Source organism: Streptomyces sp. NBC_00038 (genome assembly GCF_026343635.1).
Lineage (GTDB): Bacteria > Actinomycetota > Actinomycetes > Streptomycetales > Streptomycetaceae > Streptomyces.
This window is the reverse complement of record NZ_JAPELQ010000001.1, coordinates 2,429,727-2,443,057: the sequence shown is the minus strand read 5'-3', so window position 1 is coordinate 2,443,057 and position 13,331 is coordinate 2,429,727. Positions and strand designations below refer to the sequence as shown.

General features: G+C 65.4%; 6 protein-coding genes, 3 rRNA genes and 1 pseudogene. 9 read left to right on the top strand and 1 reads right to left on the bottom strand.

Annotation, left to right across the window (positions count from 1 at the left end; all coding sequences use genetic code 11):
• Positions 1 to 65 precede the first annotated feature (65 nt).
• The 5 genes and pseudogenes from OG219_RS11280 (at position 66) to OG219_RS11260 (ending at position 7,702) form a co-directional block, all read left to right on the top strand.
• A 16S ribosomal RNA gene (locus tag OG219_RS11280) occupies positions 66 to 1,593 on the top strand.
• 322 nt (positions 1,594 to 1,915) lie between these two features.
• Positions 1,916 to 5,038 (top strand): 23S ribosomal RNA (locus tag OG219_RS11275).
• 138 nt (positions 5,039 to 5,176) lie between these two features.
• Positions 5,177 to 5,293: ribosomal RNA gene (gene rrf, locus OG219_RS11270) — 5S ribosomal RNA — on the top strand.
• Together the 16S, 23S and 5S rRNA genes form the textbook arrangement of a ribosomal RNA operon.
• 174 nt (positions 5,294 to 5,467) lie before the next feature.
• Positions 5,468 to 6,466 (top strand): annotated as a pseudogene (locus tag OG219_RS11265) (hypothetical protein); the annotation flags it as partial.
• Positions 6,467 to 6,883: 417 nt separating this feature from the next.
• Complete coding sequence (locus OG219_RS11260; protein WP_266836062.1) at positions 6,884 to 7,702, top strand: hypothetical protein; 819 nt, start codon at positions 6,884 to 6,886, stop codon at positions 7,700 to 7,702.
• Positions 7,703 to 7,766: 64 nt separating this feature from the next.
• Here OG219_RS11260 and OG219_RS11255 read toward each other — a convergent pair whose 3' ends face one another.
• Positions 7,767 to 9,056 carry a DUF1015 domain-containing protein gene (locus OG219_RS11255; protein WP_266825454.1) on the bottom strand — a complete coding sequence of 430 codons (1,290 nt, stop codon included), beginning with the start codon at positions 9,054 to 9,056 and terminating at the stop codon, positions 7,767 to 7,769.
• A 72-nt stretch (positions 9,057 to 9,128) separates the two neighbouring features.
• On the opposite strand from OG219_RS11255, the gene OG219_RS11250 reads away from it, so the two are divergent.
• From OG219_RS11250 to OG219_RS11235, 4 genes are all read left to right on the top strand, one after another.
• A complete protein-coding gene (locus tag OG219_RS11250) occupies positions 9,129 to 10,157 on the top strand; it encodes an HAD hydrolase-like protein (protein WP_266825452.1) in 1,029 nt (342 codons plus the stop codon).
• Positions 10,158 to 10,316: 159 nt separating this feature from the next.
• Entirely contained in the window at positions 10,317 to 11,360 is a 1,044-nt protein-coding gene (locus OG219_RS11245) for an iron ABC transporter permease (RefSeq protein WP_266825450.1), read from the top strand.
• Entirely contained in the window at positions 11,357 to 12,439 is a 1,083-nt protein-coding gene (locus tag OG219_RS11240; protein WP_266825448.1) for an iron chelate uptake ABC transporter family permease subunit, read from the top strand. The genes OG219_RS11245 and OG219_RS11240 overlap by 4 nt, the downstream gene beginning before the upstream one ends.
• Positions 12,436 to 13,320: an ABC transporter ATP-binding protein gene (locus tag OG219_RS11235; protein WP_266825446.1), complete on the top strand. Its 885-nt coding sequence runs from the start codon at positions 12,436 to 12,438 to the stop codon at positions 13,318 to 13,320. Before OG219_RS11240 ends, OG219_RS11235 begins: the two co-directional genes overlap by 4 nt.
• Positions 13,321 to 13,331: the final 11 nt, after the last annotated feature.

Below are 13,331 nucleotides of genomic sequence, written 5' to 3'. Positions count from 1 at the left end.
CTCGGGAGGGTTCCGCTCTCGTGGTGTCGCCCCGCAGTCTTTAATTAGACGCAGTCGGGAAAACATTCACGGAGAGTTTGATCCTGGCTCAGGACGAACGCTGGCGGCGTGCTTAACACATGCAAGTCGAACGATGAAGCCCTTCGGGGTGGATTAGTGGCGAACGGGTGAGTAACACGTGGGCAATCTGCCCTTCACTCTGGGACAAGCCCTGGAAACGGGGTCTAATACCGGATAACACTCCTCTGGGCATCCAGGGGGGTTGAAAGCTCCGGCGGTGAAGGATGAGCCCGCGGCCTATCAGCTTGTTGGTGAGGTAGTGGCTCACCAAGGCGACGACGGGTAGCCGGCCTGAGAGGGCGACCGGCCACACTGGGACTGAGACACGGCCCAGACTCCTACGGGAGGCAGCAGTGGGGAATATTGCACAATGGGCGAAAGCCTGATGCAGCGACGCCGCGTGAGGGATGACGGCCTTCGGGTTGTAAACCTCTTTCAGCAGGGAAGAAGCGAAAGTGACGGTACCTGCAGAAGAAGCGCCGGCTAACTACGTGCCAGCAGCCGCGGTAATACGTAGGGCGCAAGCGTTGTCCGGAATTATTGGGCGTAAAGAGCTCGTAGGCGGCTTGTCGCGTCGGTTGTGAAAGCCCGGGGCTTAACCCCGGGTCTGCAGTCGATACGGGCAGGCTAGAGTGTGGTAGGGGAGATCGGAATTCCTGGTGTAGCGGTGAAATGCGCAGATATCAGGAGGAACACCGGTGGCGAAGGCGGATCTCTGGGCCATTACTGACGCTGAGGAGCGAAAGCGTGGGGAGCGAACAGGATTAGATACCCTGGTAGTCCACGCCGTAAACGGTGGGAACTAGGTGTTGGCGACATTCCACGTCGTCGGTGCCGCAGCTAACGCATTAAGTTCCCCGCCTGGGGAGTACGGCCGCAAGGCTAAAACTCAAAGGAATTGACGGGGGCCCGCACAAGCAGCGGAGCATGTGGCTTAATTCGACGCAACGCGAAGAACCTTACCAAGGCTTGACATACGCCGGAAAGCATCAGAGATGGTGCCCCCCTTGTGGTCGGTGTACAGGTGGTGCATGGCTGTCGTCAGCTCGTGTCGTGAGATGTTGGGTTAAGTCCCGCAACGAGCGCAACCCTTGTTCTGTGTTGCCAGCATGCCCTTCGGGGTGATGGGGACTCACAGGAGACTGCCGGGGTCAACTCGGAGGAAGGTGGGGACGACGTCAAGTCATCATGCCCCTTATGTCTTGGGCTGCACACGTGCTACAATGGCAGGTACAATGAGCTGCGATGCCGCGAGGCGGAGCGAATCTCAAAAAGCCTGTCTCAGTTCGGATTGGGGTCTGCAACTCGACCCCATGAAGTCGGAGTTGCTAGTAATCGCAGATCAGCATTGCTGCGGTGAATACGTTCCCGGGCCTTGTACACACCGCCCGTCACGTCACGAAAGTCGGTAACACCCGAAGCCGGTGGCCCAACCCCCTTGTGGGGAGGGAGCTGTCGAAGGTGGGACTGGCGATTGGGACGAAGTCGTAACAAGGTAGCCGTACCGGAAGGTGCGGCTGGATCACCTCCTTTCTAAGGAGCACTTCTTACCGATCCCTCCGGGGTGAGGTCAGAGGCCAGTACATCGGCGTACGTCCGGTGCTGGTTGCTCATGGGTGGAACGTTGATTATTCGGCACCTCGGTCCATCTCGGGCTGCAAGTACTGCTCTCTTAGGAGGGCGTGGAAAGCTGATCACGAGTGGAGTGGGGTGTCGGGCACGCTGTTGGGTGTCTGAAGGTACGGCCGCAAGGTCTGGATCTTCAGTTGCCGGCCCCAGTGAACTCGCCCGTGAGGGTGGGGTGGTGGGTGGTTGGTCGTTGTTTGAGAACTGCACAGTGGACGCGAGCATCTGTGGCCAAGTTTTTAAGGGCGCACGGTGGATGCCTTGGCACCAGGAACCGATGAAGGACGTGGGAGGCCACGATAGTCCCCGGGGAGCCGTCAACCAGGCTTTGATCCGGGGGTTTCCGAATGGGGAAACCCGGCAGTCGTCATGGGCTGTCACCCATACCTGAACACATAGGGTATGTGGAGGGAACGCGGGGAAGTGAAACATCTCAGTACCCGCAGGAAGAGAAAACAACCGTGATTCCGGGAGTAGTGGCGAGCGAAACTGGATGAGGCTAAACCATATGCGTGTGAGACCCGGCAGGGGTTGCGTATGTGGGGTTGTGGGATTTCTCTTTCACGGTCTGCCGATCGTGAGACGAGTCAGAAACCGTTGATGTAGGCGAAGGACATGCGAAAGGTCCGGCGTAGAGGGTAAGACCCCCGTAGTCGAAACGTCAACGGCTCGTTTGAGAAACACCCAAGTAGCACGGGGCCCGAGAAATCCCGTGTGAATCTGGCGGGACCACCCGCTAAGCCTAAATATTCCCTGGTGACCGATAGCGGATAGTACCGTGAGGGAATGGTGAAAAGTACCGCGGGAGCGGAGTGAAATAGTACCTGAAACCGTGTGCCTACAAGCCGTGGGAGCGTCGGAGTGCATGCTTGCATGTACTCTCGTGACTGCGTGCCTTTTGAAGAATGAGCCTGCGAGTTTGCGGTGTGTTGCGAGGTTAACCCGTGTGGGGAAGCCGTAGCGAAAGCGAGTCCGAATAGGGCGTTTTAGTAGCGCGCTCAAGACCCGAAGCGGAGTGATCTAGCCATGGGCAGGTTGAAGCGGCTGTAAGAGGTCGTGGAGGACCGAACCCACCAGGGTTGAAAACCTGGGGGATGACCTGTGGTTAGGGGTGAAAGGCCAATCAAACTCCGTGATAGCTGGTTCTCCCCGAAATGCATTTAGGTGCAGCGTCGTGTGTTTCTTGCCGGAGGTAGAGCACTGGATAGGCGATGGGCCCTACCGGGTTACTGACCTTAGCCAAACTCCGAATGCCGGTAAGTGAGAGCGCGGCAGTGAGACTGTGGGGGATAAGCTCCATGGTCGAGAGGGAAACAGCCCAGAGCATCGACTAAGGCCCCTAAGCGTACGCTAAGTGGGAAAGGATGTGGAGTCGCACAGACAACCAGGAGGTTGGCTTAGAAGCAGCCACCCTTGAAAGAGTGCGTAATAGCTCACTGGTCTAGTGATTCCGCGCCGACAATGTAGCGGGGCTCAAGCGTACCGCCGAAGTCGTGTCATTCCAGCACATACCCCCAACGGGGGCTGGGATGGGTAGGGGAGCGTCGTGTGCCGGGTGAAGCCGCAGCGGAAGCTAGTGGTGGACGGTTCACGAGTGAGAATGCAGGCATGAGTAGCGATACACACGTGAGAAACGTGTGCGCCGATTGACTAAGGGTTCCTGGGTCAAGCTGATCTGCCCAGGGTAAGTCGGGACCTAAGGCGAGGCCGACAGGCGTAGTCGATGGATAACCGGTTGATATTCCGGTACCCGCTGTGAAGCGTCAAACATTGAACCAGGCGATGCTAAGTCCGTGAAGCCGTCCCGGACCCTTCGGGGAAAGGGAAGTGGTGGAGCCGACGGACCAGACCTGCAGTAGGTGAGTGATGGGGTGACGCAGGAAGGTAGTCCATCCCGGGCGGTGGTTGTCCCGGGGTAAGGGTGTAGCCCGTCATCTAGGCAAATCCGGATGACACGAGGGTGAGACCTGATGCCGAGCCGATTGTGGTGAAGTGGATGATCCTATGCTGTCGAGAAAAGCCTCTAGCGAGTTTCATGGCGGCCCGTACCCTAAACCGACTCAGGTGGTCAGGTAGAGAATACCGAGGCGTTCGGGTGAACTATGGTTAAGGAACTCGGCAAAATGCCCCCGTAACTTCGGGAGAAGGGGGGCCATCACCGGTGATAGCACTTGCTGCTTGAGCTGGGGGTGGCCGCAGAGACCAGCGAGAAGCGACTGTTTACTAAAAACACAGGTCCGTGCGAAGCCGTAAGGCGATGTATACGGACTGACGCCTGCCCGGTGCTGGAACGTTAAGGGGACCGGTTAGTCACTCTTCGGGGTGGCGAAGCTGAGAACTTAAGCGCCAGTAAACGGCGGTGGTAACTATAACCATCCTAAGGTAGCGAAATTCCTTGTCGGGTAAGTTCCGACCTGCACGAATGGCGTAACGACTTCTCGACTGTCTCAACCATAGGCCCGGTGAAATTGCACTACGAGTAAAGATGCTCGTTTCGCGCAGCAGGACGGAAAGACCCCGGGACCTTTACTACAGTTTGATATTGGTGTTCGGTTCGGCTTGTGTAGGATAGCTGGGAGACTGTGAAGCTCGAGCGCCAGCTCGGGTGGAGTCGTCGTTGAAATACCAGTCTGGTCGTGCTGGATGTCTAACCTGGGTCCGTGATCCGGATCAGGGACAGTGTCTGATGGGTAGTTTAACTGGGGCGGTTGCCTCCTAAAGAGTAACGGAGGCGCCCAAAGGTTCCCTCAGCCTGGTTGGTAATCAGGTGTTGAGTGTAAGTGCACAAGGGAGCTTGACTGTGAGACCGACGGGTCGAGCAGGGACGAAAGTCGGGACTAGTGATCCGGCGGTGGCTTGTGGAAGCGCCGTCGCTCAACGGATAAAAGGTACCCCGGGGATAACAGGCTGATCTTCCCCAAGAGTCCATATCGACGGGATGGTTTGGCACCTCGATGTCGGCTCGTCGCATCCTGGGGCTGGAGTCGGTCCCAAGGGTTGGGCTGTTCGCCCATTAAAGCGGTACGCGAGCTGGGTTTAGAACGTCGTGAGACAGTTCGGTCCCTATCCGCTGCGCGCGCAGGAATATTGAGAAGGGCTGTCCCTAGTACGAGAGGACCGGGACGGACGAACCTCTGGTGTGCCAGTTGTCCTGCCAAGGGCATGGCTGGTTGGCTACGTTCGGGAGGGATAACCGCTGAAAGCATCTAAGCGGGAAGCCTGCTTCGAGATGAGTATTCCCACCCACTAGATGGGTTAAGGCTCCCAGTAGACGACTGGGTTGATAGGCCAGATGTGGAAGCCCAGTAATGGGCGAAGCTGACTGGTACTAATAGGCCGAGGGCTTGTCCTCAGTTGCTCGCGTCCACTGTGTAGTTCCCAGACAACGAACGGTTGTGCTGGCTGAACAGTTTCACTAATTCAATTGAAAAGTGTGCTTGTTCGCTGCCCGTTCGAGGCCTCGCTTTTGCGGCGGGGTGTCTGACAGGGTTTCGGTGGTCATAGCGTGAGGGAAACGCCCGGTTACATTCCGAACCCGGAAGCTAAGCCTCACAGCGCCGATGGTACTGCAGGGGGGACCCTGTGGGAGAGTAGGACGCCGCCGAACAAATCTTGAGGACCTCTGGTCCCAGCGACTCGCTGGGACCAGAGGTCCTTTTTTGTGTTTTGAAACAAACACAGCCCGAAGCGCGCCGGGTACCCGGCTGCGCGAGAATGACTTGCGGTACCGAAGACAGGAGTCACCATGTCCACCAACTCTCCCGATGAGCGACCGGAGCGCGACCAGCGACGCCGGGACAGTGGTGACCGCGGTGGCTACCGCGCGGGCCCGCGCCGCGACAGCGATCGCCGTGAAGGCGACCGCGGCGGTCAGGGCCGGCGCGACGACAGGAGCGCCGGCGACCGTGGTGGTTTCCGTCGGGACGACCGTCCCGCCGCCGCCCCTCGCCGTGAAGACAACCGGCGTGATGACAACCGCCGCGATGACAACCGTGGTGGCGGCGGATTCCGCGGCCGCGACGACCGGCGGGAGGGCGACCGCGGTGGGCGTCCGCCGTTCCGGCGTGACGATCGTCCCAGCGCCCCGCGTCGTGATGACCGTGGAAGCGGTCGCGAGGGGGATCGTCCGGCGTTCCGTCGTGACGACCGTCCCAGTGGTGGCCCGCGGAGGGATGACCGTCCCAGCGCCCCTCGCCGTGATGACAACCGTGGTGGCGGGTTCCGTCGTGACGACCGTCCCAGTAGTGGTCCGCGTCGTGATGATGACCGTGGCGGTAGCAGCTTCCGTCGTGATGATCGGCGTGACAGCGGGGACCGTGGTGGTTTCCGTCGGGACGACAACCGTGGCGATGCCCGTCGTGACGACCGCCGGGACGACCGTCCGGCCTTCCGCCGCGACGACAGGCGTGACGACAACCGAGGCAGCGGAGGCGGCGGATTCCGTCGCGACGGGGATCGTCCGCCGTTCCGGGGCGGCGATCGCCCGAGTGGCCCGCGCAGGGATGACCGTCCCAGCGCCCCTCGCCGTGATGACAACCGTGGTGGCGGGTTCCGGCGTGACGACCGTCCCAGCAGTGGTCCCCGTCGTGATGACGACCGCGGTGGTAGCGGCTTCCGTCGTGACGACCGGCGTGACAGCGGGGACCGTGGTGGCTTCCGTCGCGATGACAACCGCCGTGATGACAACCGTGGTGGTGGGTTCCGTCGTGACGACCGGCCCAGCAGTGGTCCCCGTCGTGATGACGACCGCGGTAGTGGCTTCCGTCGTGATGAGCGTCCGAGTAGTGGTCCGCGTCGTGATGATGACCGTGGCGGCAGTGGGTTCCGTGGTGATGATCGGCGTGACAGCGGGGACCGTGGTGGTTTCCGTCGGGACGACAACCGTGGCGATGCCCGTCGTGACGACCGCAGGGACGACCGTCCGGCCTTCCGCCGCGACGACAGGCGTGACGACAGCCGAGGCAGCGGTGGCGGCGGTTTCCGTGGTCGTGACGACCGCGGTGCCGGCCCGCGTCGTGATGACAGGGGCGAGCGCCCCGGTGGCTTCCGAGGCCGGGACGACCGGCGTGGTGACGACCGGCGCGGTGGCGGCGGCTTCCGTGACGACCGTGACCGGGACCGTGAGCCGATCAAGCGGCTGCCGATCCCCGAGGACGTCACCGGCGACGAGATCGACAAGGACGTACGTCAGGAGCTGATGAGCCTCCCGAAGGGGCTTGCCGAGGATGTCGCCAAGAACCTGGTGATGGTCGCCCGGCTCATCGACGAGGACCCCGAGGGCGCGTACGGCTACTCGAAGGTTGCTCTGCGTCTGGCGTCGCGTGTCGCCGCCGTACGGGAGGCGGCCGGTTTCGCCGCGTACGCGAGCCAGAAGTACAGCGAGGCGCTTGCCGAGTTTCGGGCAGCGCGCCGTATGACGGGTGGCGTGGACCTCTGGCCGGTCATGGCGGACTGCGAGCGTGGTCTTGGCCGGCCCGAGAAGGCGCTGGAGATGGCCGGTGCGCCTGAGGTTCAGAAGCTGGACAAGGCCGGGCAGGTCGAGATGCGTCTCGTGGCCGCCGGTGCGCGACGGGACATGGGCCAGATCGAGGCCTCCATCGTGACTCTCCAGAGCCCGGAGCTCGCCTCGAACTCCGTGCAGCCCTGGACCGCGCGGCTGCGTTACGCCTACGCCGACGCGCTGCTCGCCGCCGGTCGCGAGGGCGAGGCGCGCGAGTGGTTCGCGAAGGCCATCGAGTCCGACAAGGACGGCAGCACGGACGCTTCCGACCGGCTTGCCGAGCTGGACGGCGTCGAGTTCGTCGACGCGTTCGTCGAGGACGAGGACGAGGACGAAGACGAGGTTGAGGACGAGACGGCGGCGACGGACGTGCCGGCTCCGATCGAGTCCAAGATCGAAACAGTGACCGAGTTCGAGGACGAGGACGAGGACACTGAGGACGAGCGGACGACGGACGACGGTGACGGCGAACAGGACGGCGACGAGGACGGTTCCAAGGCCGCGCCCCAGGACTGACGCCACGCAAGAGACGTAGACGCGGACGGGCGGGACTCCGGAAGGGGTTCCGCCCGTCCGTGTTTCAGCGTGCGAGTGCCCGCAGTACCAGGCCCGAGGCCGGTTTCGGGCCGAACGACGTCGACTTGCGGGGCATGGTGACGCCCTGGCGGGCGAGGTCGCGTACGACGTCCTCGCGGACCGGATGCATCAGGACCGCGGTGCCGCCGTCGCGCTCCGCCTTGTCGACCGTGGCCGCCGTGTCGTGGATGTACGCGATGTGCTCGGGCGAGTCCTCCGGGATGCCCCAGACGTGTTCGAGGAGCGTGGCGTGCAGGACGGTCGCGTCGAGGGTGCGCCAGGCCTCGGGGTGGTCACCCGGGATCGTACGGGCGAGGAGGTCGGGGGACGGGCGGTCGACCAGGTGGAAGGCGCCGTCGCCGGCAAGGAGGAAGGCGTTTCCGTCCGCGGCTGCCGCGGCCAGGGCGTCCAGGGCCTCGGAGAGGGGGACGTCGAGGTGGCGTATGCGGAAGGAGCCGGTGAGGGCGGCCAGTGCTTCGGCGACCGGCAGGCGGTGCAGGAGGCGGTGGATCGCGCGGACGCGGAGCGGGTAGCGCGTGGTGTCGACCAGGAGGACCAGGCCGTAGTCCCAGGGGCTGGGGGAGGGGTGCTCCGCGCGTAGACGCAGATACGTCGCCCAGCGGTGGTGGCCGTCGGCGATGAGGGCCTGGTGGTGACCGAGATCTGTCTGGATCTCGGCCAGGTCCGCGGGGTCGGTGACCGCCCACAGGCGGTGGCTGAAACCGTCCTCCGTGGTGGTCGAGAGGAGCGGCGGGTGCTGGGCGGTGCGCTCGATGACGGCTGCGGTGCCGACCTGGGAACCGTTGCCGCGGTAGGTCAGCAGCAGGGGTTCGAGGTTGGCGGAGGTGGCGCGCATCAGGGCCGCGCGGTCCGCGATGACGTGCGGCATCACGTCCTCGTGGGGGAGGACGACGCCGTCCGACGGCTCCGACAGGCGCAGGGCGCCGATGATGCCGCGTTGCAGCATGCCGCCGTCGCGCTGTTCGTAGACGTACAGACCCGGCTCGGTGTCGGTGGTGAGGACGCCCTCGGACAGCCAGCGGTGCAGGGTTTCGGCCGCCTGCTGGTTGCGCGCGGTGGGGGTGGAGTCCTGCGGGAGGATCAGCCGGACGATGTTGTGCGGGTCCGCGGATTCGAGGTGCAGCAGACCGTCCGGCCGTACGACGACGTCGTACGGCGGTGAGGTCACGGCGGCCAGGCTGCCGACCCGGTCGGGGTCGTAGCGCAGGCCCCGGAAGGGGTTCAGATCAAGGCCCATGCGTGCGGGTACGTGCGCGGGACCTGCATAGTTCATTCAGGCATCGTAAGTGTGTCAGTGGCATGCGCGATGATCGGGGCAAAGGGATCGAACGAGGAGCGATGCGGAATGAGTCAGACCGTAAGGACGCGGCCCGAGGGCAGTGCGCAGGCCCTGAGTGAGGCGTACGACACGGCTCTGCTCGATCTGGACGGGGTGGTGTACGCGGGCGGGAACGCGATCGCGTACGCGGTTGAGTCGCTCGGCACGGCCCGTTCGGGCGGGATGCGTCTCGCCTACGTCACGAACAACGCGCTGCGGACGCCTGATGTAGTGGCCGGGCACCTCACGGAGCTGGGGATACCGACAGAGGAATCCGACGTCATCACCTCGGCGCAGGCCGCGGCGCGGCTCATCAGCGAGCAAGTGCCCGCCGGCGCGCGTGTGCTGGTCATCGGAGGTGAGGGGCTGCGGGTCGCGCTGCGTGAGCGCGGGCTCGAACCGGTCGAGTCGGCCGATGACGATCCGGCCGCTGTCGTCCAGGGGTTCGGTGGCCCGGATCTGCCCTGGGGGCGCTTCGCGGAGGCGTGCTACGCCATCGCGCGCGGGGTTCCGTGGTTCGCGTCCAACACCGATCTGACGATCCCGAGCGCGCGCGGGATCGCCCCGGGGAACGGCGCGGCGGTGGAGGTCGTACGCATCGCCACGGGCGCCGAGCCGCAGGTGGCGGGGAAGCCGCTGCCCCCGATGCACCGGGAGACGATTCTGCGGACCGGTGCCGAGCGGCCGCTGGTGGTCGGTGACCGGCTGGACACGGACATCGAGGGAGCGTTCAACGGTGAGGTGGACTCGCTGCTCGTGCTGACCGGCGTCACGGACGGCGCCCAGCTGCTCGCCGCCCCGCCGCAGCACCGGCCGACGTACGTCGACGCCGATCTGCGCGGTCTGCTCACGGGGCAGCAGGAGGTCGTCGAGGTGACCGGGGGCTTCCGCTGTGGCGGCTGGACGGCGACGGCCGGGAGCGAGCGGCTGGATCTGGAGGGGGATGGCGAGGCTCTCGACGGGTTGCGGGCGCTGTGCGCGGCGGCGTGGTCGGCGGCCGGGGACGGGACGTGCGAGCTGGACGGGGGGAAGGCGCTGGCGCGGCTGGGGCTCTGAGCGCGCGGAGGGCTCATCGGGCGCGACCAGGGAACGGCAGGGGAGCGACAGGGCGGCGGCAAGGGGAGCGCCAAGAGGAGCAACAGCGGGAGCAGCAAGCGGCTCATCAGGGGCGACTCGGGATCGAGGCGCAATGGGAGGGTAGGCTAACCTAACTGCGTGTTGGTTGACAGTCCCCCTGAAGAGCGCGCGGAGACCGCCCCCGCGCCCCCAACCCGCCGGGCGATACGTGCTTTTGGGCTCCTCGCGTCCGTCGGACTCCTGGTGCTCGTCGCGTTGGCGAGCATCGCGATCGGCGCGAAGGCGCTGCCGCTGGACGAGGTCTGGCACGGCCTGTTCCACGACTCGGGGACGTACGCCGATGTCGTGGTCGGCGACCGGCTCTCCCGTACCGTGCTCGGCCTGCTGGTCGGCGCCGCGCTGGGGCTTGCGGGAGCCGTTCTCCAGGCGCTCACCCGTAACCCGCTGGCCGACCCCGGACTGCTCGGGATCAACGCGGGCGCGTCCGCCGCGGTCGTCACCGCCATCACGTTCTTCGGCGTCACGAGCCTGAGCGGCTACGTCTGGTTCGCCTTCTTCGGGGCGGCCGCGGTCGGCGCGCTGGTCTGGTTCCTCGGCGGCAGCCGGGGGGCGACCCCGGTGCGGCTCGCGCTCGCGGGTACGGCGATCAGCGCCGCGCTCTACGGCTATCTGCAAGCCGTGATGATCATGGATGACGCCGCGCTCGGCAAAATGCGCTTCTGGACGGTCGGTTCACTGGCCTCGGCCACCGACACCACCATCAGGCAGGTGCTGCCGTTCCTGGCGGTCGGCACGGTCCTCGCGCTGGCCCTCGCCAGGCCGCTGAACGCCGTGACCATGGGCGACGACACCGCCCGCGCGCTCGGCGCCAACCTCAACCGCACCCGCGCGCTCTCCATGGCCGCCGCGACCGTACTCTGCGGAGCCGCGACCGCCGCCTGCGGGCCGATCGTGTTCGTCGGTCTGATGGTCCCGCACGTCGTCCGGTCCTTCACCGGGCCCGACCTGCGCTGGATCCTGCCGTACGCGACCGTGCTGTCGCCCGTGCTGCTCCTCGGCGCCGATGTCGTCGGACGGATGGTGGTACGGCCCGCGGAGTTGCAGGTCGGCATCGTCACCGCGGTCCTCGGCGGCCCTGTCTTCATCTATCTCGTACGACGGCGGAGGACGGCGCAGCTGTGACCACCACACATGATCCGGCCACCCGCCCCCCGGCCCTCCGTGTCCGGGGTACCCGAGCCGTTCGGACGCGCGGCGGGCTGTCGGTCCGGTTCGACGTCCGGGCGTTCACCGTCGTCGTCCTGCTGATCGCGGCCGCGCTCGCCGCGAGCGTCGTGCTGATCGGCACCGGCGACTTCCCGATCTCGTTCGCGGACGTCCTCAAGACGCTGTTCGGCGAGGGGACCGCGATCCAGGAGTACATCGTCGGCGACCTGCGGCTGCCGCGGGTCCTCGTCGGTCTGCTGGTGGGGGCCTCGCTCGGGCTCGGCGGGGCGGTCTTCCAGTCCATCTCCCGCAATCCGCTGGGCAGTCCGGACGTGCTCGGCCTCAGCCAGGGCTCGACGGCCGGCGCGCTCATCATGATCGTGCTGTTCTCGGGGAGCGCGAACCAGGTCGCTCTCGGGGCGCTCGTCGGCGGACTTGTGACCGGTGCCGCCATCTATCTGCTCGCCTGGAAACGAGGAGTGCACGGTTATCGACTGGTTCTGGTCGGTATCGGTGTCGCCGCGATCGTCACGGCGGTCAACGGCTATCTGATCACCAAGGCCGACATCGTCGACGCGGCCCGCGCGATCGTCTGGATGACCGGCTCGCTCAACGGCCGTGACTGGACCCAGGTATGGCCGCTGCTCATCATGTGCGCCGTCCTCGTACCCCTTGTCCTCGGCAACGCGCGAGGGCTGCGCATGATCGAGATGGGCGACGACGTGTCGTACGCGCTCGGAGTGCGGGTCGAGCGGACGCGGCTGCTGCTGATGGTGGCCGCCGTACTGCTCACCGCGGGCGCCACCGCGGCCGCGGGGCCGGTCGGCTTCGTGGCGCTCACCTCGCCGCAGCTCGCCCGGCGGCTGACCCGCTCGCCGGGGCCGAACATCGTGCCCTCCATGTGCATGGGCGCAACCCTGCTGATCGTCGCGGACTGGGCCTCGCAGCGGGCCTTCGGCGCCGACCAACTGCCCGTCGGTGTCGTGACCGGGGTCCTGGGCGGGGTTTATCTGCTGTGGCTTCTTGTCACGGAGCGGAAGGCGGGCCGGATATGAGCGCCGCAGCGAACGAGAACACCAAGAGGAGCACCAGCACCGTGAACCGCCTGTCCGCCGAGAACGTCACCCTCGCCTACGACCAGCGCGTCATCGCGGAGAAGCTGTCGGTGGAGATCCCCGACAACTCATTCACCGTGATCGTCGGCCCGAACGCCTGCGGCAAGTCGACGCTGCTGCGCGCCCTTTCACGGATGCTCAAGCCCTCCCAGGGGCGGGTACTGCTCGACGGACAGGTCATCCAGTCGATGCCCGCGAAGAAGGTGGCCAGGACGCTCGGGCTGCTGCCGCAGTCGTCGATCGCGCCCGACGGGATCACGGTCGGCGACCTGGTCGGCCGGGGCCGCTATCCGCACCAGGGGCTGCTGCGCCAGTGGTCCACGGAGGACGAGAGGGTCGTCCAGGAGTCGATGACCTCGACCGGAGTCGCCGAGCTCGCCGATCGCTATGTCGACGAACTGTCGGGCGGACAGCGGCAGCGCGTGTGGATCGCCATGGCCCTCGCTCAGCAGACACCGCTGCTGCTCCTCGACGAGCCCACGACCTACCTCGACATCCAGCACCAGATCGACGTCCTCGACCTCTGCGCCGAACTCCACGAGGAACAGGGCCGCACCCTGGTCGCCGTGCTGCACGACCTCAACCACGCCGCCCGGTACGCCACCCACCTCATCGCCCTGCGCGAGGGCGAGGTCATCGCCGAGGGCGCGCCGGGCGAGATCGTCACGGCCGGCCTGGTCGAGGAGGTCTTCGGGCTGCGCTGCCAGGTCATCGACGACCCGGAGACGGGGACGCCGCTGGTGGTGCCGGCCGCGCGCAAGGCCCGTACGGTCGCGTCGGACTCGGCCAAGGCGTCGGTGTCGGTTACAGAAGGGTCCTGAGGCGGAAGTCG